The sequence below is a fragment of the Specibacter sp. NPDC078709 genome (assembly GCF_040686795.1).
Taxonomy (GTDB): domain Bacteria; phylum Actinomycetota; class Actinomycetes; order Actinomycetales; family Micrococcaceae; genus Specibacter.
The window spans coordinates 100782-124363 of record NZ_JBFBLU010000006.1 but is presented as its reverse complement, the minus strand read 5'-3'; the positions used below and the strand labels follow the sequence as shown (position 1 = coordinate 124363).

Annotated in this window: 21 protein-coding genes, 3 tRNA genes and 1 pseudogene; 9 read left to right on the top strand and 16 right to left on the bottom strand. The window is 61.2% G+C overall.

Annotated features, from left to right (window positions below):
• Nucleotides 1–385 precede the first annotated feature (385 nt).
• Both AB0P14_RS12485 and AB0P14_RS12480 read left to right on the top strand, forming a co-directional pair.
• Nucleotides 386–1189: an exodeoxyribonuclease III gene (locus tag AB0P14_RS12485; protein WP_363842539.1), complete on the top strand. Its 804-nt coding sequence runs from the start codon at nt 386–388 to the stop codon at nt 1187–1189.
• Between the two features lie 3 nt (nt 1190–1192).
• Complete coding sequence (locus AB0P14_RS12480) at nt 1193–2035, top strand: hypothetical protein (protein ID WP_363842536.1); 843 nt, start codon at nt 1193–1195, stop codon at nt 2033–2035.
• 89 nt (nt 2036–2124) lie between these two features.
• Here AB0P14_RS12480 and AB0P14_RS12475 read toward each other — a convergent pair whose 3' ends face one another.
• The 10 genes and pseudogenes from AB0P14_RS12475 to AB0P14_RS12430 form a co-directional block, all read right to left on the bottom strand.
• Nucleotides 2125–2454: a hypothetical protein gene (locus AB0P14_RS12475; RefSeq protein ID WP_363842533.1), complete on the bottom strand. Its 330-nt coding sequence runs from the start codon at nt 2452–2454 to the stop codon at nt 2125–2127.
• A gap of 70 nt (nt 2455–2524) precedes the next feature.
• The gene (locus AB0P14_RS12470) at nt 2525–3145 is read right to left on the bottom strand and encodes a hypothetical protein (RefSeq protein ID WP_363842530.1); all 621 of its coding nucleotides are present in this window, start codon (nt 3143–3145) and stop codon (nt 2525–2527) included.
• Entirely contained in the window at nt 3142–3741 is a 600-nt protein-coding gene (locus tag AB0P14_RS12465) for a DUF6286 domain-containing protein (RefSeq protein ID WP_363842527.1), read from the bottom strand. The genes AB0P14_RS12470 and AB0P14_RS12465 overlap by 4 nt, the downstream gene beginning before the upstream one ends.
• A complete protein-coding gene (locus AB0P14_RS12460) occupies nt 3738–4118 on the bottom strand; it encodes a hypothetical protein (RefSeq protein ID WP_363842524.1) in 381 nt (126 codons plus the stop codon). The genes AB0P14_RS12465 and AB0P14_RS12460 overlap by 4 nt, the downstream gene beginning before the upstream one ends.
• Nucleotides 4115–4306, bottom strand: coding sequence for a hypothetical protein (locus AB0P14_RS12455; protein ID WP_363842522.1), 192 nt, complete (start codon nt 4304–4306; stop codon nt 4115–4117). Before AB0P14_RS12455 ends, AB0P14_RS12460 begins: the two co-directional genes overlap by 4 nt.
• A 149-nt stretch (nt 4307–4455) precedes the next feature.
• Nucleotides 4456–4845: pseudogene (locus AB0P14_RS12450) on the bottom strand (Asp23/Gls24 family envelope stress response protein); the annotation flags it as partial.
• Between the two features lie 120 nt (nt 4846–4965).
• Nucleotides 4966–5451, bottom strand: a complete 486-nt coding sequence (locus AB0P14_RS12445) for a hypothetical protein (protein ID WP_363842519.1) — start codon at nt 5449–5451, stop codon at nt 4966–4968.
• A 329-nt stretch (nt 5452–5780) separates the two neighbouring features.
• Nucleotides 5781–5856, bottom strand: a tRNA-Phe gene (locus AB0P14_RS12440).
• A 57-nt stretch (nt 5857–5913) separates the two neighbouring features.
• A tRNA-Asp gene (locus AB0P14_RS12435) sits at nt 5914–5987 on the bottom strand.
• 99 nt (nt 5988–6086) lie between these two features.
• Nucleotides 6087–6159 (bottom strand) — tRNA-Glu (locus AB0P14_RS12430).
• A gap of 231 nt (nt 6160–6390) precedes the next feature.
• On the opposite strand from AB0P14_RS12430, the gene AB0P14_RS12425 reads away from it, so the two are divergent.
• Both AB0P14_RS12425 and AB0P14_RS12420 read left to right on the top strand, forming a co-directional pair.
• Entirely contained in the window at nt 6391–6798 is a 408-nt protein-coding gene (locus AB0P14_RS12425; protein WP_363842516.1) for a metallopeptidase family protein, read from the top strand.
• A gap of 167 nt (nt 6799–6965) precedes the next feature.
• Nucleotides 6966–8495: a C40 family peptidase gene (locus AB0P14_RS12420; protein ID WP_363842513.1), complete on the top strand. Its 1530-nt coding sequence runs from the start codon at nt 6966–6968 to the stop codon at nt 8493–8495.
• A gap of 137 nt (nt 8496–8632) precedes the next feature.
• Here AB0P14_RS12420 and AB0P14_RS12415 read toward each other — a convergent pair whose 3' ends face one another.
• Nucleotides 8633–9643 (bottom strand): universal stress protein, encoded by a 1011-nt coding sequence (locus tag AB0P14_RS12415; protein WP_363842510.1) that lies wholly within the window; start codon nt 9641–9643, stop codon nt 8633–8635.
• A 211-nt stretch (nt 9644–9854) separates the two neighbouring features.
• Here AB0P14_RS12415 and AB0P14_RS12410 point away from each other — a divergent pair, with 211 nt between their 5' ends.
• From AB0P14_RS12410 to AB0P14_RS12400, 3 genes are all read left to right on the top strand, one after another.
• Nucleotides 9855–11168 (top strand): amino acid deaminase/aldolase, encoded by a 1314-nt coding sequence (locus AB0P14_RS12410; protein WP_363842507.1) that lies wholly within the window; start codon nt 9855–9857, stop codon nt 11166–11168.
• Entirely contained in the window at nt 11165–12472 is a 1308-nt protein-coding gene (locus AB0P14_RS12405) for a D-arabinono-1,4-lactone oxidase (protein ID WP_363842504.1), read from the top strand. Before AB0P14_RS12410 ends, AB0P14_RS12405 begins: the two co-directional genes overlap by 4 nt.
• Nucleotides 12473–12593: 121 nt before the next feature.
• Nucleotides 12594–13265 carry an FAD-binding protein gene (locus AB0P14_RS12400; RefSeq protein ID WP_363842501.1) on the top strand — a complete coding sequence of 224 codons (672 nt, stop codon included), beginning with the start codon at nt 12594–12596 and terminating at the stop codon, nt 13263–13265.
• 92 nt (nt 13266–13357) lie between these two features.
• On the opposite strand, the gene AB0P14_RS12395 is transcribed toward AB0P14_RS12400, so the two are convergent.
• Nucleotides 13358–13942, bottom strand: a complete 585-nt coding sequence (locus tag AB0P14_RS12395; protein ID WP_363842498.1) for a copper resistance CopC family protein — start codon at nt 13940–13942, stop codon at nt 13358–13360.
• A gap of 274 nt (nt 13943–14216) precedes the next feature.
• On the opposite strand from AB0P14_RS12395, the gene AB0P14_RS12390 reads away from it, so the two are divergent.
• Both AB0P14_RS12390 and hutG read left to right on the top strand, forming a co-directional pair.
• Complete coding sequence (locus AB0P14_RS12390; RefSeq protein WP_363842496.1) at nt 14217–15671, top strand: NCS2 family permease; 1455 nt, start codon at nt 14217–14219, stop codon at nt 15669–15671.
• A gap of 158 nt (nt 15672–15829) precedes the next feature.
• A complete protein-coding gene (gene hutG / locus AB0P14_RS12385) occupies nt 15830–16804 on the top strand; it encodes a formimidoylglutamase (RefSeq protein ID WP_363842903.1) in 975 nt (324 codons plus the stop codon).
• A 104-nt stretch (nt 16805–16908) separates the two neighbouring features.
• Here hutG and AB0P14_RS12380 read toward each other — a convergent pair whose 3' ends face one another.
• From AB0P14_RS12380 to AB0P14_RS12365, 4 genes are all read right to left on the bottom strand, one after another.
• Nucleotides 16909–18939: an ABC transporter ATP-binding protein gene (locus AB0P14_RS12380; RefSeq protein ID WP_363842493.1), complete on the bottom strand. Its 2031-nt coding sequence runs from the start codon at nt 18937–18939 to the stop codon at nt 16909–16911.
• Nucleotides 18939–20669: an ABC transporter ATP-binding protein gene (locus tag AB0P14_RS12375; protein WP_363842490.1), complete on the bottom strand. Its 1731-nt coding sequence runs from the start codon at nt 20667–20669 to the stop codon at nt 18939–18941. Before AB0P14_RS12375 ends, AB0P14_RS12380 begins: the two co-directional genes overlap by 1 nt.
• A gap of 218 nt (nt 20670–20887) precedes the next feature.
• Nucleotides 20888–22456 carry a histidine ammonia-lyase gene (hutH, locus tag AB0P14_RS12370; RefSeq protein WP_363842487.1) on the bottom strand — a complete coding sequence of 523 codons (1569 nt, stop codon included), beginning with the start codon at nt 22454–22456 and terminating at the stop codon, nt 20888–20890.
• A 165-nt stretch (nt 22457–22621) separates the two neighbouring features.
• The gene (locus tag AB0P14_RS12365) at nt 22622–23416 is read right to left on the bottom strand and encodes an IclR family transcriptional regulator (protein WP_363842484.1); all 795 of its coding nucleotides are present in this window, start codon (nt 23414–23416) and stop codon (nt 22622–22624) included.
• Nucleotides 23417–23582: the final 166 nt, after the last annotated feature.

The following is a 23582-nucleotide window of genomic DNA, read 5'->3' as shown; positions in this document are numbered from 1 at the left end:
GCCTGTGTCTGGCTGCCACTCCCCGGGTGAGCATGATTCGTCATGTTCACGCAGCTTTGTGGCAGTTGCCCGCAGGCTTGTCGGTCTACTGGTTCGCCTTCCACGCTAACAGAGACAATTTCGCTATCAGCTTAATATGATCGTTCTAGCCCCTATCCGAGCGACATCTCACACGCTGTGACACCGCAGCTGCACGGCGAAGCAAGCGTTACAGCTTTGTAACCCTAGGCAACTTCATCCGCCCTGGGATAGTGTCCCTCCCCACAATTTCCGCCGCCACAGCGCCGATGTGGCAGTGCAACACCACTGCCACGGCACCTCCACCCCACCGCAACGGCACCGCTGAGCAGCGCCTTCCGAGCCCTTAACTTGATAGCTTGGAGGGGTGAAGATTGCTACCTGGAATGTGAACTCCCTGCGTGCCCGTGCCGACCGCGTAGAGGACTGGCTGCGCCGGACCGACGCGGATGTTCTGGCCATCCAAGAAACCAAGTGCAAGGACGAGAACTTCCCGTGGGAGCTCTTTGAAAACAACGGTTACGAGGTGGCCCACTTTGGCTTCAGCCAGTGGAACGGCGTAGCCATTGCCTCCCGCGTTGGCCTCGAGGATGTGGAGCGGACGTTCTCCGGCCAGCCTGCCTTTGGCAAGGGTGGCAAGGATCCCGTCCAGGAGGCCCGGGCCATTGGTGCCACCTGCAACGGGGTGCGTATCTGGAGCCTGTACGTGCCCAACGGGCGCGCCCTCGACGACGAGCACATGCCCTACAAATTGCAGTGGCTCGACGAGCTCAAAAACCAGGCCGCCGGCTGGTTGGCACAGGACCCCAACGCCCAGATCGCCCTCATGGGCGACTTCAACATCGCGCCCCAGGACGACGACGTCTGGGACATCGACTTTTTCCGCACCCAAGGCCTCACCCACGTCAGCGAACCTGAGCGGGCAGCGTTCTCGGCGTTTGAAGCGGCAGGTTTTGCCGACGTCGTCCGCCCCTTGCACCCGGGCCCCGGCGTCTACACCTATTGGGATTACACGCAGCTGCGGTTCCCGAAAAAGGAGGGCATGCGCATCGACTTTACGCTGGCCTCCCCCGCTCTGGCCGGGCGCGTGACTGGCGCCGAAATTGACCGCGAAGAACGCAAGGGCAAGGGCGCCTCGGACCATGCCCCGGTCATTGTTGAACTGGGCTGAGCCATGAATAGCGGGCTGTACTTGGGCGGCGTTCAGCTTCCCTTTGTCTCCAGCCTGCGCATTTACTTACCCCGTGAGGCATATACACTCTCTGAATTCGCATATATTGAGGGCCTGCTCGTCCCCGAGCAGAACGGAATCAGCATCGATGCCAGTGAGTTGGCCGATTCCCTCAGCCGGGTGAGTCGCCCCAACCCCAACCGACTTCCGACGCCGGCGGGAGACCGGGTGCGCGTGCTCACCATGGGCGCGGGCGAACCGACCTTGTATGCGCCCAACCAGATGGTGGCCCGCTCCATTGCTAGCGCCACCGAGCTACTCTCGGGAAACTTGAGGCAACTGGCATCGCTGATGCTGCCACAGGATGAGTGGAGGCGGCAGCTGGAGCATGCCTCAAAGGCAAGCCATCTTGAACTGCCCCTGCAGACCCGAACCTCGACCTGGGGCATCCCGTTCAGCTGGTTCATTTTGGTATATGCCAATGACCGCATGGAAGTGGTGGAGGCCAACGGACGCGTCCTGACGGTGCGGATCCAGGTGCCAGTCGTCACCGCATTAGGCCGAGTGGAGCGAACTTTGGGCATGTTGTCCGCCATGGCACCAGAACTGGATCTCTTTGAGGAGCTACAGGATCTAGGCCACTGGCTGGCCGGTTTCAATGACGCCGGGGTGGTGGAGTTGGACTACGGCCCGGTGGCCCAGCGAGTCCATCCGGACGATTCCCCCGCCGATGTACACATGGGCTTGCAATGCCTAGCTGACGGGGACCTCACCGGTGCCGCGGCAGCCTACCGCAGGCTAGCAAACCGTTGGATGCCGGTGCGGCAGCTGGCACGCTCCAACTGAACCCAAAAGACCCCACTCCAGCCCTGTGCTGCCAATGCGACAGGGGCGGTGGTGGGGTCTCTTGGTGAAGCCGTTTTTAGCTGCGGTTATTACTTATCGTGCTTGAAAATACCAGCGATCTTGGCGCCAAGTCCCTTGGCGTGCTCCACAGCGTCTTCCGCGAATTCCTTCACATTCTCGGCTGCGTCTTCCGCGAATTCCTTCACATTCTCGGCTGCGTCTTCCGCGAATTCCTTGATGTTCTCGCCAGCATCCCCGGCGAATTCCTTGATGTTCTCAGTTGCATCGGCTGCTACATCTTTAGCCTTGCTGGCGGCGTCTCCGGCAAAATCCTTTACGTTATCCACAGCGTCTGCCGCAAATTCCTTGGCCTTGTCGACTGCTTCTGCTCCGCCGTTGGCTGCGTTGTTCTCGGTCATGATGCCTTCCTTGATGCTTTGCGGTAGGGCCCCCAAGCCAGAAACTCCCAAGGGTGATGATGAAAAGAGACTAGCGGACTCGTTCGGCTTTAGTGAACCGTGACCTCGCGCCGCTGCCGATGCTGAGTAGTACAGGAACTTCGAAGCCCAGCAGCTCATCCAAGGCAGCCACCAGCTCTGCGATTTCACCGGCCACCAGATGGGGAGAGACTCCTTGGCGGGGCAAAACCCTCACCTTGATGGCGGTCCGCTTACGGAAGTCATAACTTGTGACAGTGACGCCCACAAGGTCTGTGCGTTCCAACAGAGCACTCTTGAGCGCTTGCTCAGCCACAGCGCAACTGAGCCTAACCGCTCCGGCGGCTCCGTCGTCGTCCGGGTTTCCTTGGTAGTCCAGCAAAGTGCTCGCCCGGCCCTTGCCCTGATTGCCGATCCAGGAGATCATCACGATCACCACGATCAAGAAGAAGAGCGCCACGGCGAACCAAATCCAGCTCTGCGAGGTCAACAGCAGCCGTGTGCGAGCCTCCAGATCCAACAACCAGTCCAGCTGCGCCTGCGCGTATCGCTGCCACCAGCGGGCCGCAGCGGGGCTTGCGGCGAGAACTGCAGCACCGGCCCCGGCAATCATGAAAATCAGGCCGATCAGTGTCAGTAGGAACCTATTCAGTCCTCGTGGTGTGCCGTTCATACGCCGATCACCCCACTTTCAGCCAGTTTCACGCTCACGGCGGGCACCGGATCCAAGCCCATGTCAGCGAGCTGCGCCTCAACAGCGCCCTTGATGTGCGATTCCGAGAGAAGGGACCCTGATGTGGGCCGCACATTGACCTGCACCTGGCGGGCGGAAACAACCACCATGACCTGTTCGCGGGTCACCCCCGCAGCCATGCGGGCAGCTTTAGCTAGAGCCGAGGCAACCACTTCGTCGTCCACCACAATGGCAACCCGCGGATGGTTCAGCACGTGCCGCGCACGCCGGCCGGGGAGGATCCCATGGCAGAAAAAGATCAGCCCAAAAAGAGCCAGCAGCACACCGGCTGCCCCAAGCAGAACCCGCGGGATGTCCCCTGGAAGATCGACGAGCAACTGCAGCATTGTCCCTGGGCTGGCGAGCCAGGTGGGCTGACCCAAGGCGGCCAGCACAGATTCCAACATGAAGTACAGTGCTGCGGCTGCCACCACGATGGCAGCGATAACGGAGGCACCGGATCGCGCCGAATGGGTCTCCCGGCGCAGAATCTGCCGGTCCAAGTTCCGCGGACGTTCTTGAGCTGACTCGCTCATGAAACTCTCCCGTCTTCGCGCAGCAGCAGTCCGGAAATCCGCACATCAACCCGACTCAGGCTCGAGCCACTGAGATGTTCAACCTGTTTCAGGATGCTGGCTTTGGCTGCGGTCGCGCGGCTCAAAACGCTCCCCCCTGCCGCTGCGAGACGGACGGGGTCACGGCCGACCGTACTCAAGGGGAGCGCACCCATAGCCGAGGAAATAGACAGCGCCAACAATCCGTCGTCGTCATTCCAGCTCACGCGCACCTGGGCGGCAGGGGCGGCGAGGACTTCTGCCGCAGCAGCCTTGGCAACCGAGGTCAACGCCTGCGTGCTGATGCGGTTGTGTCCCGCGAGATCGCGCTCGGGGGTGGGCACCGATTTCTCACTCACGACGACGAACGGCGGCCCGTGAGCGCATCGAGGGCACCGCGCCAATCAAGTTTTCCGCTGGCGGCCCGGCCTATGAAGGCCCCCACAGCGACAAAGAGGGCACTGATGACGAAGCCCCAAAAGCCGAAGGCAAAGGCCATAAATGCTAGGAACGCACCAAACGCTGCACAGACAACACTGAGATTCACAGCTGTTCCTCGGCTTCTCTTGAATCGCTGTTCTGCGGTGCCACGGGGGCGAACCCCGTGGCTGTTGCGGGAGCTGTGACAGCGGATTTGGCACTGCTCAAACGGTCCGTCAGACGGGACCGTGGCGCGGGCTTCTCCGCGTCCGCAGACGGGATGAACACATCCGTAATCTCAATGTTCACCTCAATGACGTCGCGGCCCACCAACTCTTCAACCGCCGTGTAGACAGCCGCCCGGACCGAATTGGCCAGTGTTTGCAGGGGGTAGCCGTATTCAGCCATGAGCACCAGGTCTACGGCCACTTGCGATTCGCCGACCTCAACCCTGACACCCTGAGTGAGATCCGTAGCACCTACCACTTCGCGAATGGCACCGATGGATCGTGAGGCTCCGGAACCGAGTGCGTGAACTCCCGGAACATTGCGGGCAGCAATGCCCACCACCTTGGCGACAGCCGTCTCTGCGATGACTGTTCGTCCTTCACCCTGTACGGGATTGGCGGGGGCAGGATCTTGTGAAGATTTGTAGTGCGAGTCCATCAACGCGCCCTTTCTGTTTCCTTTACGGTAAGCCTATTCACCCAAATGTTGGGGGGCAACGCCGCAGGCCTTAAGCGCCACCGTGAGTAGCCCCGCCACTGACGTATTTATCCGGACCAATTACTCGCTTCCGCAATTCTTCTTGGCCCAGGCACCAATGGGCTCCATGGCCTTTTGAAACTTGGTATCGTCCCAGGTCTTGCCGTCGACGGCTGAGTCATTGATGACCTTCAGAAGATTCTCCAGATCACCCTTAATCTCTGCCGGAACCTTCTTCATGGACTCTTGCACTTGATCAGCCATTTTCTGGGAGCTCTCGCCACTCGGGTCAATCTTCGCCAGGAATGCCAAGGTACTGCCGGTGATGACCACCGCCGTCACACTGACGCAGGCTTCGGCGTTGCCACCTAGGACGCCCAAGTCACCCAGCTCTGTGGCTAGTGTGTCCGGATCAGTGTCTGCACCCGTGTCCGACTGGCCTGTGTCCGTGCCTATGTCCGTGCCTATGTCGCGGGGCTGGCCCGCATCCGTGCCACTACCGGAGTCGCTGCTCTGATCACCAACACCGGGGATCAAGGAGCAGCCGGTAGCGGTCAAAGATCCCATAATCAGGATTACCAATAAAAGGAATACTTGCCGCAAAGATCGTTTCGATCGCATGGAGACCCCCAGTTTGAAGCCCACGGTCAGCCAAGATGAAGCCGACCCTAATGGCCATTGTGGCATAAAACACCATTTTGGCTAGCTGGGGGTGCCACAGAGACCTTGGCCACACGCGAGTCCTCAGATGCCGCACTCGAGTCGTCAGATATGGCCCGTTTAATCGCATTTTCGGGGCCAGACATGGCAACTCGAGGATGGCGATAGAGGGGCCACCGGGTTAGCGGCCACTAAGGCACTTAAATGAGAAAGACCCCGATTCCTCGGGGTCTTACTGGTGGCTCCGACCGGCGTCGATCCGGTGACCTTTCGATTTTCAGTCGAACGCTCTACCAACTGAGCTACAGAGCCTTGGTGATCTGAAAATCTCGTCACCAGATCCTCTTGCACTAGTCAAGAAAACCAAAGCGACCCTGACGGGACTCGAACCCGCGACCTCCGCCGTGACAGGGCGGCGCGCTAACCAACTGCGCTACAGGGCCATACATTTACTGCCTTTGTTGCTATCAACACTCTCGTGTGATTTTCACGAGTTATAGCGTACCAGCCTTTTTCCAGCTGATTTACCACTCACTCGCAAGTACCCCCAACGGGATTCGAACCCGTGCCGCCGCCGTGAAAGGGCGGTGTCCTAGGCCGCTAGACGATGGGGGCCTAAGTCAGCTTCTTATCCTCTGCGTTGTTGCCACCGCATTGGTCCGAAGTGGACTTCAAAAACTATAGGTCCTATTTGCTCAGAACACAAAACGAACATTCACCACGCAGCGCTCAATCGAGGTCGGGAGCCAAAAAATGACGCCCAGCAAGCACCAGAATCGTGGGCGCACAGACGCAAAACCCAGTATTTACGCGGCCAAGCCACCAATAAGTCACTAGGCTTGAGTCATGCATCACAACCCCTTGGCAGGCATTCCCTCCTTTCTCCCTTTCAGCATGGGCGAGGAGGAGTTTGACGCCGCAGTCCAGGCTGCCATTGCCCGGATTCCCGCCGATATCCGCGCCGAAATGGACAATGTGGCGATCTTCATCGCCGATGACTACCAGCCGGCCCACGGCGAACATCCAGACACGGTACTCCTGGGCCTCTATGAGGGAACACCGTTGACCGAAAGGGATTCTTGGTGGGAAGCCGGCTCATTGCCGGACCGGATCACCATCTTCCGGCAGCCCATTTTGGACATCTGCCACAGCCGCGAAGAGGTCATCCACGAAGTCACTGTGACAGTGGTTCACGAGATCGCCCACCACTTCGGCATCAGCGACGAGCGACTACACGACTTGGGCTGGGGCTAAATGACACTGGTGTGGTTCATGTGAATGGTGTTTCTCATGTTGCCAAAGCAATCTGTGGGGCCGTAGGGTCTGGGATAGCTGTGTAAATGAGCTGTGAGTCACCAGACTCCGGCCCGCGGCGTGAAAACCGCATCATGTAACGCTCCTAACCACTGTGAGGCCCTTGGATGAGTATGCGCTTTTTACTTCGCGGCACCGCCACCTTGGCATGTGCCACCTTGGCTTCGGCCGCAGTCATCTCTCCCGTCACAGCCGCACCAGCTTCGCAAACATCATTCAGCGTGTCCGGCGCAGTCAGCGCAAGTGCATTAAGTTCGACGGCGTTCCAAAAGTTTGCGCCGCAACCTCACCTTCCATCCATCCCCAGTGAAGATGAGATCGCTCAGGCCAAGAAGTCTGAAGCGGCCACCGCTGCAGCCGCTGCCGAGCTCGAAGCTATTCTGTCCTCGGCCAATGACCGACTGCAGGCCACCAGTATGGCTGCCCTGGGCGCCAGTGATGCCTACACGGAAGCTTTGGTAGTTCTGGACGAGCGTCGGAACGAGGCCGAAACCGCTAGCGCGAAATCCGAGGCGGCTCGTAGTGCGCACGGCAAAGCCAAAAAGCAGTTGGGGCAGCTGGCAGGCAATCTCTATAAGTCCGGCGGCGTAGGACTGAGCGTCCAAACACTGCTAACCAGCGATGAGAGTGATGACGCCCTCTATCAGGCCTCCACACTCATGGCTCTGAGTTCCAACCGGGCCAACACCTTCGCATCAGCCGAAGCGGCCGCCTCCACCTCTGCCGCTTTGGACGCACAGGCCCTGGCCGCAAGCACTGCCGCTGCGCAGGCCACTGCAGCCGCCGAGTCTTCCCGCGCCTTAGCTCAGGGAGCCGCCGACGCCCAGGCCGCCGTCGTGGCACAAAACCAGTCGCAACGAGATGTTCTCCTGCAAAGGCTCGCCAGCCTCCACAACACCACAGTGGAACTGGAAGGTGCCAGGGTTGATGCGCTGGCGCAGAAGGCCCGTGAGGAAGCTTTGAAACAGCAGATTGAGTCATCCGGGGACACGCCGGCGCCCGCCCGCCCACCAGTGTCCGGAAGCAATCCGCCGGTCATTCCTGCAGTGCCAGCGCCGTCAGCACCTAAGCCACCGGTCACTGCAACTCCCACAACTCCGGCCACGAGCGCACCGAGGCCTCCAGCCCCCACCACGCCTGCCACAAATGCGCCCAGGCCGCCAGCACCGCCCGCACCGACAACACCGCCACCCACCACTCCGGCACCGGTCGCACCGGTCAAGCCGCCTGTCGCTCCGCCCGTTGCTCCCCCAACAGGCAGTTACACCCAGGTCATGGTCAACTACGCCATGTCTAAAATTGGCAGCCCGTACCAGTGGGGTGGCAACGGACCCAACGCCTTTGACTGTTCAGGTTTGGTGCAGCAATCCTTCGCTGCAGCTGGAAAGTATGTGCCGCGCCAAGGCTCAGACCAGTTCTGGGCTGCCCCAGTGCGGGTTCCGCTGTCGCAGATGCAGTACGGTGACCTGTTGGTCTTCAACCACGATGGCAACGGCCGTTTCAGCCACGTGGCCATTTACATTGGCAACGGCCAGGTGGTCCAGGCACTGAACGAAAGCCAGCCCGTGGCCGTCACAAGGTTGTCGGACATGGTCCCCAACTACATGAGCCTGTACCCGTACGCTGCTAGGTACTAACGCAACTAGATCATCTAGCAGTAGCGCAGCTAGCTCACCAAAAACGCCGTGGGGCCCTTCCAATTCGGAAGGGCCCCACGGCGTTTTAAGCATCTACCAGTTTCCATAGGCCTGCAGGCTCATAGGACCGCAGCAAATTAGGCCTGCAGCAGGGGACCAAATGCCGAACGGTCCTCTTGACGGGGATCTTCCCTGTCCCGGACCACCATGACCGGACCCTTGGCGTGGTGCCGCACCCCGTCCGTGGTGGAGCCGAGCATCATTCCGGCAAAGCCGCCGCGGCCACGGGTTCCCATGACCACCAGTTCCGTGGTTTCCGTGGCCTTCACGAGAGCTTCAACGGCAGAGCCTTCCAGCAGATTGACCTCAATGGGCAGCTTCGGAAAGTGATTGCGCAACCACTTTTCACCGGCGTCCAACTGTTCCTGAATTTCAGCAAACAAGGCGTCTCGGTCCACCGGAGCGGGCATCCACGCCAACGATCCGGTGTACGGCTGGACGGCGCAGATGATCCGCAGCATGCAGCCGGTGCGCTCTGCCTGTTCAGCTGCGACGAGAACCGCGTACCGGGCCTGGTCCGAACCATCGACGCCCACGGTGATAACTTTTTCCAGCTCAACACTGGTTTTAGCTGTTCCTGGCTCTAGCTCTTCTTCCAACCGTGGGGCACAGCTCAGGGGCACCGTAACGGTGGGACATTTTGCGTGGGCCGGCAGGGCGGAGCTAACACTACCCAGAAGCCTGCCAATGAAACCGCCACGCCCGCGTGAACCAAAGACCAACAGTTCAGCGGTTTCACTCAGGTCCAGCAGCACGCCTGCGGCGTCGCCATTTTCAACCCGGGCATCCATCTCAATGTCTAGGTGGGCTACCTTGGCAGCCGATTCGCGAAGGACAGCCTCGGCACCTTGGCGAATGACGTCATCGTCAACAGTTGCATAGCCGCCATCCAGGCCTGAGGCGGCGAAGATAGGGACGGTGTAGGCGGTGACAAGATGCAGCGGAACTTTGCGCAATTTGGCTTGCCGGGCAGCCCAGATCAGGGCGCAGTTGCTCTGCTGGGAGCCGTCGATCCCGACCACAATCCCTGTCGGTGCGGGGATGGGCTGGTGCGCTGCGCCTTGCGGTGATTGCTCTTGACTGGTCATCGTGCGCCTCCTAGTTCATACGTACAGGAGAGACAAAGAATCATCGTTTGCCTCACCGTCGCGGCCTGTACTTGTGACTATTGCGGGTTCAGTGATGCACGTCAAGTTGCGGTGCGGCGAGCGCCGAAGATGACATCATCTGCCATCTATACATCTGGCCGCGCACATGTGACAGAGTGGGCATTACTCGCGAGTAGGAGGGTGGTTAACCATGTTGAAACTGCTTGAATCGGCGGTAGCGCGCGGTCTGCGCGGTGAGCCGGAGGCAGATTCCGGCACCCAGAATGCTCTCTGGGCGCAGGCTGATGTTGCCTGCGCCGAGTTGTCGGCGCCCTTAGCTGTTGTGGATGTTCCCGCGCTATCCCTGAACGCCGGCTCCCTGCTGCGTCGCGCTGCGGGCAAGCCTATCCGGGTGGCCAGCAAATCCATCCGCAGTAAAGAGATTTTGCGAGCCGTACTGGCCCAGCCAGGCTTTGCCGGGATCCTCGGATTTACCCTGCCGGAGGCGTTGTGGCTCGCCGCAGATCCCTCTGACGCTTTCACCGACATTGTGGTGGCCTACCCAACTTCCGACGCCGCAGCCCTGCTCGCCCTCGCGGCCAATCCCCAAGCCTGCGCCCGCATCACACTGATGGTGGATTCCACTGAGCAACTGGACTGGATGGTGGCAACGCTGGCAGACCTGCACCCAGTACTCCCGCTCCGCCTCTGCCTGGATCTGGATGCTTCTTGGCGGCCCAAGGTCGCAGGGCGAGCCCTGGGGCACATTGGCGTGTACCGCTCGCCCGTGCGGACCGGCGCCGATGCCATCAGCCTGGCACTGGCGATCGCCGGCCACCGTGCTGGCGGCGCCCAGCTCTTCCGACTCGTGGGCATCATGGCCTATGAGGCCCAAATTGCTGGCCTGCAGGACACCCCACACACGGGCAACAAGGTGGCAGATGTGGCCAAGTCGCAGCTCCTCCAACAAATCCAGCGTTCGTCCATGGCCGAGATCATGGACCGCCGCGCCACCGTTGTCGCTGCTGTACGCAATGTGTACGATCTCGAGTTCGTCAACGGCGGCGGCACCGGAAGCCTGGAACTGACCGCCGGCGATCCTTCCGTGACAGAGCTGGCAGCCGGGTCGGGACTCTTCGGCCCCACCCTCTTCGATGGCTATTCGCGCTTCACCCCAGCCCACGCCGTCGGATTTGCCGTGCCTGTGGTCAGGCGCCCGGCACCGGACATGGTGACCGTTCTGGGCGGAGGCTGGATTGCCTCCGGTCCCGCAGGCCCTGACCGCTCCCCCGTGGCCGTCTACCCGGCCGGGTTGTCGCTCGTGGGCACAGAGGGCGCCGGTGAAGTTCAGACACCTCTGCGCGGGGCAGCGGCCGCCACGTTGAGCCTGGGTGAGAAGGTGTGGTTCCGGCACGCAAAGTCTGGGGAGATCTGTGAGCATGTTGACGCTCTTGAGATGCTCGACGGCGGCCAAAGGGTGGGCAGGGCGCTCACCTATCGCGGGGAAGGGAAAACGTTCGTATGAGTGAGTGGCGGAATTGGGCCGGGGACCAGCGCTGCCGACCCAGCACCGTGGCCCTGCCCAGCACGGTGGCCGAGGTCTCGGCCCTGGTCATGGCTGCGGCCAAAAGCGGTGTCACCATCAAAGCTGTGGGTTCCGGGCACAGTTTTAACGATATTGCCCTGACCTCTGGCGTCCAGCTGCGCCTCGACGGCATCAGCGGACTGCTGCGGGTCGACAGGGAGGCGAAACTGGCCACCGTGGCAGGCGGCACCCGGCTGCACGAGATCCCTGCTCTGTTGGCACCGTATGGGCTCGCCATGGAGAATTTGGGTGACATTGACCAGCAATCCATTTCCGGCGCCATCTCCACTGGTACTCATGGCACCGGCCTGAAGTTTGGCGGCATTGCCACCCAGGTCCGGGCCCTGACGATTGTCACCGGGACAGGTGAACTCAAGCGCTGTTCCGCCACCGAGAATCCAGATTTGTTCGCGGTGGCCCGGGTGGGGCTTGGCGCACTTGGAATCATTGTTGAAGTCACCTTGGCTTGTGTGGACTCCTTCATGCTCCATGCCGTGGAAAGGCCGGAGCCGCTTCCAGCCGTTCTGGAGTCACTCGCCGAACGCAACGCCACCCGCGACCACTTTGAGTTCTATTGGTTTCCGCACACCGAGCTGGCCCTGACCAAGACCAATACCCGCTATCCACCAGGCGGGCTGCCGCAGGGGGTGGGCTCCTTGTCCCCGGCCTCGCGTTTGGTGGATGACGTGTTGGTCTCCAACACGGCGTTCTCGGCCCTGTGCAATTTTTCTGCGAAGGTACCCTCGGCGATCCCCGGGATCAACAAGATGGCCGCCAAACTGACAGGCAACAGGGAGTTTGGCGATGCCTCACACAAGGTGTTTGCCACGCAACGGACGGTGCGTTTCAGGGAGATGGAGTACGCCGTGCCACTGGCACAAATCCCAACGGTACTGGCTGAGCTCGAGGCCATGATCGCCCGCCGCGGCCTGCAGATTTCCTTCCCTGTGGAGGTTCGCAGTGCGGCGGCAGATGACATAGCGCTATCCACGGCCAATCACCGCGACAGTGGCTACATCGCCATCCACCAGCACGTAAAATCCTCGCCCTTCGAGTACTTCCGAGCCGCCGAAGAAATCTTCCGAGCACACTCGGGCAGACCGCACTGGGGCAAGTGGCATTTCCTCCAATCGAAGGACTTTATAGAGCTCTACCCAGATCTAGAAAAGTTCTGTATTGTTCGGGATGTTCTGGATCCCAAAAAGGTGTTTCGCAACGCCTATTTAGATCGAGTGCTGCCCTGATTTTAGGCCTCAAGTTTCAGGACGAGCCCTAGACGTTTCATCGTTTCAACCGCCCTTCGGCGCAGCCCTACTTGGCCTGTGCCGCCCGTGAATTCTCCTACCGTTCGAGGAGGCATTTGCCATGATGGCTGCGATAAAAACTGCCCTGCCCCGGGCCATGACAATGCCGGGTCAAACCGCCGGCGCAGCTACCACAAACGCGGTTGCTCCGCGGGGAACCACCGCTGAAAGTACCACCACCGTAGTGATTGGTTCTGGATTCTCTGCTCTAGCCATTGCAACCGAGCTCAACAGGCAGGGCGTTGAGACCATTGTGGTGGACAGCTCCGTCCCTCTGAAACACTCCGCTACGCCGCCCACCACAGGTGGCATCAGCTTGGCTGCCTTGAACGAACGTAGCGAGATCGTTCGGCTTCTGGAGCACTATGCCCGGCGCCATGAGATGGATATCCGCCCGGCAACTCAGGCCCTGGATTTCACCCACCACAACGGCGACGAGATGGCCCAGCGTCAATGGCGGATACTGACAACTTCGGGCACCCTCACCGCTCACAGCATTGTCTTTACTCGGGGTGCGCTAAGCCAATTGCGCAAAGTTCTGCATGGTGCAGGTGTCACCACCGCCACCGAGGTCCGCACGGGTATGCATGCTCTTGGCCTTTACCTCGTGGGCGTGGGCGATCTTGCCCTGCCCACCACCCAGGAAATCTTGCATCAGGCCAAGCGGGCCAGCCAGTCCATTTCTGCCCGCATTGCCGCACTGGAACCGGGTTCCTTGGCCGCGACCGCCTGAGCTTTCACACAACAACTCACACATCAAATAGGCCAGCGGCAAGCCTCGGGGCTGGCCACTGGCCTATACGTTGAGAATTTATTGTGGCAAAACTAGTCCTCGCTCGAAAGCCGGCGCCGGGCAACAACCACCATGGCCACCACCACGCCGAGCAGCACAACCACCAACCCAACAATGCTCCACGGCACCGCTGAGCTATCCGGAACGGGTTCCGCTTGTGGTTCCGGCTGGGCCTGGACGGACACAACCGGTCCAGCTCCTGCACCCGCGCCTGTGCTCGCAGCCGAGCCGGATCCGGCAGCGGTCGCCGTAAAGCTAAACGTTCCCTCGATGGGGTGGGAATCGGAAGACACCAAACGCCACTGCACCGTGTATTTGCCTGCCGGAGCTCCCGAACGCAGCGCCTGAGTGGCCGCCTTATCCAGAACCTGCACATCACCAGAAGCCCAGTTAGTGCCAGCCTCATCGAGCACCAGGATTTGGGAGCCAATCACGGCCGGGGTGTTGCTCAGGGTAATCTGAATTTCAGCCGGAACGGTAGCCACAGTAGAACCATCAGACGGGGACGTTTCTGTCACGGCATCGTGAGCAAAAGCTGCCGTGGCCGTGCCGAAGAAAACAAGCAAAAGCGCCAATATACCCGCCAAAGAGCGGCGCAGCAGTTTTTTTGATGTCATGTTCGTCTCATCCACACGGTGGCTGACGGGAGAAATCACAGCAGATCGTCCTTAAATCGTTGGGGAATGCCACCTCACGCTATCCCACCATTATGGGAGTTTGCCCAACAAGGGCGGCACACAGGCGCGGAATCGACGCTACGGTGCGGGCCGGCGTCGTACTTCCTGGCATGGCAGAAATTCAGCTGCTCCACTATCTTGCAGCACCGCATGACCAGCTAGTATTTCCTCGAATAACTTAATTTCATATCACTTTGCCCGGAGGGCTCTTTACATGGCTACCAAAACGGATGTCAGGCTGTCAGCGGTCGACAAATATTTCAAGATCACTGAGCGCGGCTCAAACTACTCGCGGGAGATCCGAGGCGGTTTCGCCACGTTCTTCGCGATGAGCTACATCGTGGTGCTCAACCCGCTGATCCTCGGCGGCGCCGACTCCACCGGTGAAGTGCTGGGTCTGGAACGCGTTGCCGCAGTGACAGCATTCGTGGCCGGTATTTTGACCATCCTCATGGGTGCCTGGGCCAAACACCCCTTCGCGCTGGCCGCCGGCTTGGGCGTCAACGCGTTCATCGCCGTCACCGTTGCCACCAACCCGGGCCTGACCTGGCCTGACGTTATGGGCTTGGTGGTCCTCTCCGGTATCACCATGTTCATTCTGGTGCTGACAGGCTTCCGCACAGCCGTTTTCCGGGCTGTTCCGGAGGGACTGAAGACGGCCATTGTGGTGGGCATCGGCATGTTCATTGCGCTGATCGGTCTGGTCAACGCCGGCTTTGTGCGTCGCATCCCCGACGTTGCCGGCACCACAGTTCCCGTTGGTCTGGGCTTTGACGGCAAGCTCATGGGCTGGCCCACGTTGGTGTTCCTGGTCGGCTTGATCCTGACCATCGGCTTGGTGGTGCGCAAGGTCAAGGGCGCCATTCTGATCGGAATCCTCATCTCCACTGTGCTGGCCAACATCCTTGAGATGACGCTGCACATTGGCCCGTCCTTCGACGGCACCACCAACAACCCGCAGGGCTGGTCATTGGTTTCCCCGCAGCTCTCAGCCTGGTCTTGGCCCGATCTGTCCCTGATCGGCCATGTCAACCTCTTCGGTGCGTTCTCCAAACTCGGCGCCCTGGCTGCTGTGCTGCTGGCCTTTGTGATATTGCTGAGCATCTTCTTTGACGCCATGGGCACCATGGTTGGTCTGGCCGCAGAGGCTGGCACCATGGACAAGGACGGCAATATCCCCGACGTGGACAAGGTCCTGCTCGTAGATGCCTTCGGTGCCATCGCCGGCGGTGGCGCAGCTGCCTCCTCCAACCAGATCTACGTAGAATCCGGCGCCGGCATTGGCGAAGGCGCCCGTACGGGTCTGGCCTCAATTGTCACCGGTTTGCTCCTGTTGCTAGCCATGTTCGCCACCCCGCTGATCAAACTGGTCCCCTTCGAAGCCGTGGCCCCCGCCCTCGTAGTGGTTGGTTTCATGATGGTCTCCCAGGTGGGCAAGATCGACTGGTCCGACTGGGGCATCGGCATCCCGGCCTTCCTGACATTCACGCTCATGCCGTTCACGTACTCGATCGCCAACGGCCTCGGCGCCGGCTTCATCGCGTTCGTGTTGATCCGCCTGTTCCAGGGCCGCGCGAAGGAAGTCCACCCGTTGATGTGGGCCGTTGCCGCAGCGTTCATGCTGTTCTTCGGCATCGGCGTCATTGAGGACATGTTCGGGGTCAACTAACCCGCTCCTCCCCCCGCTCCGCCGCCTCGAAAGGTGGGCAGTGCACAATGTTTTTCTTGACCATTGCGCACTGCTCACCTTTCGTTTTTTCTGCCATGCCAGACGCTGCCTTTACTCCCGGGCTGGCATTGTGCGCCCCGGTGCTGTTCGCTGGAACCATGACCTTTTCTTCACTTTCTTCATTTGCCGTTGATGTGCCGCCCACCCCTTGGGCTGGAAGGAACGACGGCGACTCCCCCGCCCACCGCCGTTGGTGGCAGGCGGTATCCACCACAGCCGCACCCGCCCAGGATGATTCCTTGGACGCCACACTTCCCGGCCCGGCCGCGCTCATCGGTTTCCGTTCCGACGCCGGCGTGGCCCGCAACCTAGGGCGTACCGGCGCGGCCACTGGCCCGGCCGCGATCCGCACTGCACTGGGCTCACTCGCCTACCACGGCACCCGTTCAGTGGCCGATGCCGGGGACATGGTGGTCATTGGCGACGCGCTGGAGGATGGCCAGACCCGCTTGGGCGCTGCCGTCACCGCCATGCTCGACGACGGACACCTCACCGTGGTCTTGGGCGGGGGCCACGAAACCGCGTTTGCCAGCTATCTGGGTGTGGCCGGAACCGCAGCGGTAGCCAACGGTGCACGGCTGGGTGTGCTGAACCTGGACGCCCACTTTGACCTGCGCGACGCCCCGGCACCCAGCTCGGGCACACCGTTTCTGCAGATGGCCCGCGCCGAAGCCGCCGCTGGTCGGGAACTCAATTACGCCGTCGTGGGCATCAGTGAACCGAACAATACGGGGGCTCTGTTCGATACGGCAGACGATTTAGACGTGAAGTATTTGCTGGATGAGGACTGTTCGGCCGAGCGCACAGAGGCGTTCGTGGCGTCATTCCTGGAGACCGTGGACATCGTGTACCTGACCATTGACCTGGACGTGCTGCCATCCGCCGTGGCCCCCGGCGTCAGCGCCCCCGCGGCCTACGGGGTGCCGCTGCCAGTCATCACCGCTGTGTGCCGCCAAGTGGCCGCGAGCGGAAAACTCTTCCACTTCGACGTCGCCGAATTGAACCCCGAGTTCGACATCGACAACCGCACAGCCAAAGTAGCGGCCCGCCTGATCGACACCCTGCTGCGCTAAGGCGACTCCCCACCAAGAAATGCGCCCGTCCCCCATAAATGCGCCCGGTAGACGGGGCGCATTTATGGGGGACGGGCGCGAAAATTGGCCGGGGCCGCCGGCTACTAGTGGACCTCGGCCGCGACTTCGTCTTCCAGATCGTGACCGCCTTGGAACTGGGTCATGTACAGCTTGTAGTAGGCGCCGCGGCGCTTGAGCAGTTCCTCGTGGTTGCCGTGTTCGACGATGTCGCCGTCTTCCATGACCAGGATGGTGTGGGCGTCGCGAATAGTGGAGAGCCGGTGGGCGATGACGAATGAGGTCCGGTCCGTGCGCAGTGCCGCCATGGCGTGCTGGACCAGCAGCTCCGTGCGGGTGTCCACCGAGGACGTGGCCTCGTCTAGGATCAGCAGTGATGGCTTCGCGATGAAGGCGCGGGCAATCGTGAGCAGCTGGCGTTCGCCGGCCGAGACGGTGCCCCCGTCGGCGTCGATCACGGTGTCATAGCCGTCGGGCAGCTGCCGGACGAACCTGTCCACCATGGTGGCCTCGGCTGCGGCCACGATTTCTTCGTCCGTGGCGTCGAGCCGTCCGTAGCGGATGTTTTCCCGGATGGTGCCCTCGAACAGCCACGCATCCTGCAGCACCATACCCACCTGGGCTCGCACCTGCTCGCGGGACAGCTCACGGGTGTCCACACCGTCGAGCATGATCCGCCCACCGGTGAGCTCATAGAAGCGCATCACGAGGTTCACCAGTGTGGTCTTTCCGGCGCCGGTGGGACCAACAATGGCCACTGTCTGGCCCGGTTGCACCGTGAAGGAGACATCACGGATCAGCGGGGTGTCAGGCGAGTAGCTGAAGGAGACGTTCTCAAACTGCACTTGACCGTCGGTTTGAGCGGGCAATAGCTCCGAGTCCTCCTCTGCTTCCTGCTCTTCGGCGTCGAGAATTTCAAAGGTTCGTTCGGCCGATGCCACACCGGACTGGATCATGTTGGCAATGCCGGCTATCTCGCCAATGGGCTGGGAGAACTCGCGCGAGTACTGGATGAACGCGGTGGCATCACCGAGCGTCATGCCGCCCGTTGCCACGCGCAATCCACCCACGACGGCGACCAGCACGTAGGAGAGGTAGGAGACGAACTGCATGGCTGGCATGATCATGCCGGAGACAAACTGTGCACCGAAGGCTGCCTTGTACAGGTGATCGTTGCGGTCGTCGAATTCGGCCAGCATTTCCTCGTCGCGGCCGTAAGCACGGACCAGTTCCAGACCGGAGAAGGTTTCCTCAATGTGACCGTTGAGGGAGCCCGTGTGTTTCCACTGGGCAGCGAAGAGCTTCTGCGAGCGCGTGCCGATGACACCGGCAATGATGGCCGACAGCGGCAGGGCAATCAGCGCAATCAGGGCCAGCTGCCACGAGACGATGAACATCATGACACCGATGCCAATGACCGTCAGTGCGGATTGCACCAGCTGCGAGAACGCCTGTTGCAGTGCAGCCTGGATATTGTCGACGTCGTTGGTCACCCGGGACATCAAGTCCCCGCGCTGCCGGGTGTCAAAGTAGCCCAGCGGCAGGCGGTTGAGCTTGCGTTCAATGTCCTCGCGGAGGCGGAACACCACACGCATCACGAGGGCGTTGAGCAGGTAGCCCTGCAGCCACATGAGTGTTGAGGCCACCATATACAGTGCCAACACAATGATGATGAGCCGGCTCAGCTGGGAAAAGTCGATGCCGGCGCCCGGCACTAGGTTGGTTTTGGCGAGCATGTCAGCCATTTGATTGTTGCCCTCGGCGCGCATCCCCGCAATAATCGTCTCGAGCGGAACGCCCGCCGGCAACTGCGAGCCGATCACTCCGTTGAAGATGACGTCCATGGCCTGCCCCAGGATCTTGGGGGCAATGACTGTCAGCACCACGGAGGCTGTGACCAGGGCGATGACCACGGAAAACATGAATCGCTCGGGGCGCAGCAACCCAACGAGCCGCTTCACTGACGGCCAGAAGTGCTCGGCTTTCTTGGCGGGAGTGCCCCCAAACATGTCCCCGTCAGCCTCGCTGGGCTTGTACTCGGGGACCAGCTCTTCGTCCAGCGCGTCTGGCTCGGGCGCCTGCTCCAAGGACTTCGTGTCCTTTGCTTTGCGCGCCATCAGGAAACTCCTTCAATGCTGAGCTGAGATTCAACAATCTCGCGGTACGTTTCATTACTCTCGAGCAGTTCTTCGTGGCTGCCAGCGCCCACTATTTCGCCGCCGTCGAGCACAATGATGTGATCGGCCTCCCGGATTGTGGAGATGCGCTGAGCCACAATGATCATGGTGGCCCCGGTTGTGGCGCCATGCAGGGATTCACGCAGCCTCTGGTCGGTGGCCACATCGAGCGCCGAGAAGGAATCATCGAACAGGTAAATGCGGGGGCGGGCCGCTAGCGCACGGGCGATGCACAACCGCTGCCGTTGCCCTCCGGAGACGTTGGTGCCGCCCTGGGCGATAGGTGAGGCCAGCTGTTTGGGCTTCTCCTCCACAAAGTCCTTGGCCTGGGCCACCCGCAGGGCCTCCCACAGCTCGGAATCGTCCGCGTCGGGGCGGCCAAACTTCAGGTTGGACGCCACAGATCCAGAGAACAGGTACGGCTTCTGCGGCACCAGGCCCACCAATTCCGCCAACTGCTTGCGGCTGAGCTCGTTGACGTCCACGCCACCAATGCGCACCGAACCGTCCTGCGGATCAAAAAGGCGGGGTATGAGGTTCAACAACGTGGACTTGCCGGAACCGGTGGAGCCGACAATCGCCGTCGTTTTTCCCGCCTCAGCGGTAAACGAAACGTTATTCAGAACGGGCCGCTCGGCCCCTGGATAGCCAAAGGACACCGATGAAAATTCGACGGCGTGAGTCACCGGGAGCTCTCGAGCCGAGGGCACGGTCAGGCTCGGCTCGGCCGTGAGCACGTCATCGAGGCGTTCTGCGGAGATGGCAGCGCGGGGAATCATCATGACCATGAAGACGCCCATCATGACGGCGACCAGGATTTGCAGCAGGTATTGCAGGAACGCGGTGAGCGAACCCACCTGCATGGATCCGGAGTCGACCCGGTGCCCACCAAACCACAGCACGGCGGCGGTGGCCAGGTGCAGGATCATCATGATGACGGGGAACATGAGCACAAACAAGTTGCCCACACGCACCGAAACACGGGTCAGGTTCAAGTTGGCTTCGCGGTAGCGCTGCGCCTCAAACTTCTCGCGAACAAAGGCACGGATGACGCGGATGCCGGTGATCTGTTCACGCAGTACGCCATTGACGGTATCGATCCGGTCCTGCATTTCGCGGAACAGCGGCAGCAACTTGACCACCAGGAAGCCCACCACAATGAACAACAGCGGCACGGACACCCACAGCAGCCACGACAAGCCCACATCCTCGCGCAGGGCCATGATGATCCCGCCAATGCACATGATGGGCGTGGAAACCATAAAGTTCAACGCCATGAGCACCAGCATCTGGACTTGCTGGACGTCATTGGTATTGCGCGTGATCAGCGTGGCCGTGCCAAAGCGGCTCACATCCAGGGCGCCGAGGGCATTGACCCGATAGTAGACTTCACGGCGCAGGTCCCGGCCAATGGCCATGGCCGTGCGGGCACCGAAATAAATGCCGCCAATGGCCGAAATTACCTGGACAAAGCACACCACGATCATGGTGACGCCGGTTGACCAAATGAAGTCGGTGTCGCCCTTGGAGATGCCCTGATCAATGATCTGGGCATTGAGGCTGGGTAGGTACAGTGCCGCGATGGTGGAAATGAGTTGCAGCACCAGCACGGCCACAACCCAGGCCCAGTATGGTTTTGCGTGGTGGATGGCCAGACGGAAGAGTTTCAAGAAAAGATTCCATTCGAATATACGTTTGAATCACAACGTACCAAACATTAAACACCGCAGGGCTTGGACTGTCGAGAGTAATCGAAGGGGAATTTTTACAGGGGCGGGCGCCGCTCCGCCAGATCGATGTGACACTTAACGTTGATATTTTGCCGCCGCAACATCAACGTTTAGAGGCAACTCGATGAGCGGCGGGACTAGAACCGCGCGAGCACGGGCTAGTTAAGCGGGCCGGTGGCTGTCTCTGCGGCGTCGCGGATGGCGCCAGAGCCCACCAGACGGTCCGCTTCTTCAAGTTCCGGCGAGAGGAAACGGTCGCTGCCCGGGCCGGGAACCGTGGCACGAAGCAGCTCAATCACAGCGGCGCCGGCCGGGCCGGGGACCAGTACGCCGTCGGACATGGATGCGCGCATATCGATGGCGCGGGTGGCCGTGACGAGCTCAATGGCGAGGACGCGGCGCAGATTTTCTACGGACTTACGCAGCTTCCTGGCGGCGTGCCAGCCCATGGAGACGTGGTCCTCCTGCATGGCAGAGCTGGGGATGGAATCCACGGAAGCGGGGACGGCCAGGCGTTTGGAGTCAGAGACCAGACCGGCCTGCGTGTACTGCGCAATCATGAGGCCCGAATCGACGCCGGGATCGCCTGCGAGGAAGGCGGGCAGGCCGTGCGAGCGGGCGGGATCCAGCATGCGGTCGGTGCGGCGCTCGGCGATGGAGGCGACGTCGGCCGAGACGATCGCAAGGAAGTCCAGCACGTACGCCACCGGCGCCCCATGGAAGTTGCCATTGGAGGACACCCGGCCATCCGGCAGCACCACGGGATTGTCGATCGCGGCGGCAAGTTCGCGGGTGGCCACCATGAGCGCATGGTCCACGGTGTCGCGAGCGGCGCCGGCCACCTGCGGGGCGCAGCGCAGCGAGTAGGCGTCCTGCACACGGGAATCCCCCACGCGGTGCGAGGCCACGATCGGCGAATTGGCCAGCACAGCCAGCATGTTCACGGCACTGGCGGCCTGGCCGGGATGGGGGCGCAGTTCCATGTGCAGCTCGGGCACGAACACCTGATCGGTGCCGAGCAGCCCTTCGACGCTGAGAGCGGCGGTGATATCAGCGGTGGTCAGCAGGAGACGCAGGTCGGCGATCGCCATGAGCAGCATTCCAAGCATCCCGTCGGTGCCGTTGACCAGCGCCAGGCCCTCCTTTTCGGCCAGTTCCACCGGCGTGATGCCAGCCTCGGCGAGGAGTTCCGGGACGGGGCGGATGACGCCGTCGGGCCCTGCCGCCTCGCCCTCACCCATGAGCACTAGGGCGCAATGTGAGAGCGGCGCCAGGTCACCCGAGCAGCCGAGCGAGCCGAATTCGCGGACCACTGGCGTGATGCCGGCGTTGAGCACGTCCACCATGGTTTGCAGGACCACCGGGCGCACGCCGGTCCGGCCGCTGGCCAGAGTTTTGGCGCGCAGGAACATCAGCGCGCGCACCACCTCGCGTTCCACGGCCGGCCCCATGCCTGCAGAGTGGCTGCGGATGAGCGATTTTTGCAGTTGTGTGCGCATCTCCGCCGGAATATGGCGGCTTGCCAGCGCCCCGAAGCCCGTGGAAATACCGTAGGCGGGCGTCTCGGAGTGCGCCAACTTCTCAATATGTTCCCTGACGCGTTCGACGCCGGCCAGCGCCTGGGCGCTGATCACCACCTTGGCATTGTGGCGGGCCACGGCGATGACGTCCTCGGGGGTGACCCCTGTTGCGGAGAGGGTGACTTCTTGGGGCTGGGCGGCAGTCATTGCGGATCCTTTTGTTGTGGCAATCTTGATCCCCACTATTCCCCCTATCCGCATGGAAATCAGCGCTATTCAGCTCGGGGTATCCGGGATTCCAGACATGCCGCCGCGGCTTCGCACTACTCCCGACGCACCCCGAGCAGCCTGGCCCGCCGGCCCAGCAGCGCGTCAACCCTCGCGGCGGCCGTAAATCCTTGTGGAAAGCTCCCCGGCCACCTTGGCGACGCGCTCAGCCAACTTGATCCGCTGCTCTACCGGCACTTTTTCGTCCAGGAATGTCACGGCGACAGCAGCAACCGGCCAGCCGAGGTGATCGGTCACGGCAGCCGCAACCGAACCGAAGCCGTCACTGACTTCCCCACTCTCAGTGGAGTAACCGCGAATCCGCACCTGATCCAAGTGACCGGACAAGGTGGAGTACTTGATGATGGGGTTGGGCACCTCGGTCAGCGAGCTGAACGCGGCCGCATTGGGATAGAGCGCCCGGACCTGTGATTTAGGTAGGGCCGCCAGAATTGCCCGACCACTGGCTGTGAGATGACTGGGCAACCGCACCCCTACATCGGTCACCAGAGACGGCCTGTTCTTGGCCCGCTCCTCCACAATGTACAAAACATCGCGCCCATGCAGAACGGCCAGGTGCGCGCTTTCGCCAATCTTGTCCACGAGCGAAGCAAGCAGTGGGCGACCCAACCGGGACAGAGGTTCCTGCCGAGAGTAGGCGCTACTGAGCTCAAAGGCTGCGACGCCGAGCCCGTAGCGCTGCTCTTCATGCAGGTGCATGACGAAGCCGCTTTGCTCCATGACACCGAGCAGGTGGTAGACGCTGGAGCGGGGCAGCTCCAAAGTGGTGGCAATGGTGGAGGCTGCCAAGGGTCCGCGCTTGGATGAAAGCAGCTTCAGAATGCGCAAAGTGTTCTCTGCAGCTGGCACCTTGGAGGGTTTGCGGTCGTTGGTTGTCATGGTCCCCTCATCATTGGCTCAAATCGCCATAGTTCTTTGAACAATATAGAATATTGGAGTCTGAAATCCCAGATTCTCGGGATTTATCGGGCACTTTCAGCCTAAAATTCGGCAAATTCGTGACCATCGCCACCCCTTTTGCCTTAACAGTGTCGTAGCCCACTTG

Bases quoted from the DNA above. Each gene is read 5' to 3' on its own strand.
- AB0P14_RS12365 (WP_363842484.1), bottom strand. From the start codon at position 23,416: ATGACAACCAACGACCGCAAACCCTCCAAGGTGCCAGCTGCAGAGAAC.
- AB0P14_RS12470 (WP_363842530.1), bottom strand. From the start codon at position 3,145: ATGAACGGCACACCACGAGGACTGAATAGGTTCCTACTGACACTGATC.
- AB0P14_RS12390 (WP_363842496.1), top strand. From the start codon at position 14,217: ATGGCTACCAAAACGGATGTCAGGCTGTCAGCGGTCGACAAATATTTC.
- AB0P14_RS12425 (WP_363842516.1), top strand. From the start codon at position 6,391: ATGCATCACAACCCCTTGGCAGGCATTCCCTCCTTTCTCCCTTTCAGC.
- AB0P14_RS12465 (WP_363842527.1), bottom strand. From the start codon at position 3,741: ATGAGCGAGTCAGCTCAAGAACGTCCGCGGAACTTGGACCGGCAGATT.
- AB0P14_RS12415 (WP_363842510.1), bottom strand. From the start codon at position 9,643: ATGACCAGTCAAGAGCAATCACCGCAAGGCGCAGCGCACCAGCCCATC.
- AB0P14_RS12400 (WP_363842501.1), top strand. From the start codon at position 12,594: ATGATGGCTGCGATAAAAACTGCCCTGCCCCGGGCCATGACAATGCCG.
- AB0P14_RS12445 (WP_363842519.1), bottom strand. From the start codon at position 5,451: ATGGGATCTTTGACCGCTACCGGCTGCTCCTTGATCCCCGGTGTTGGT.
- AB0P14_RS12475 (WP_363842533.1), bottom strand. From the start codon at position 2,454: ATGACCGAGAACAACGCAGCCAACGGCGGAGCAGAAGCAGTCGACAAG.
- AB0P14_RS12420 (WP_363842513.1), top strand. From the start codon at position 6,966: ATGAGTATGCGCTTTTTACTTCGCGGCACCGCCACCTTGGCATGTGCC.
- AB0P14_RS12395 (WP_363842498.1), bottom strand. From the start codon at position 13,942: ATGACATCAAAAAAACTGCTGCGCCGCTCTTTGGCGGGTATATTGGCG.
- AB0P14_RS12405 (WP_363842504.1), top strand. From the start codon at position 11,165: ATGAGTGAGTGGCGGAATTGGGCCGGGGACCAGCGCTGCCGACCCAGC.
- AB0P14_RS12480 (WP_363842536.1), top strand. From the start codon at position 1,193: ATGAATAGCGGGCTGTACTTGGGCGGCGTTCAGCTTCCCTTTGTCTCC.
- AB0P14_RS12380 (WP_363842493.1), bottom strand. From the start codon at position 18,939: ATGGCGCGCAAAGCAAAGGACACGAAGTCCTTGGAGCAGGCGCCCGAG.
- hutG (WP_363842903.1), top strand. From the start codon at position 15,830: ATGACCTTTTCTTCACTTTCTTCATTTGCCGTTGATGTGCCGCCCACC.
- AB0P14_RS12410 (WP_363842507.1), top strand. From the start codon at position 9,855: ATGTTGAAACTGCTTGAATCGGCGGTAGCGCGCGGTCTGCGCGGTGAG.
- hutH (WP_363842487.1), bottom strand. From the start codon at position 22,456: ATGACTGCCGCCCAGCCCCAAGAAGTCACCCTCTCCGCAACAGGGGTC.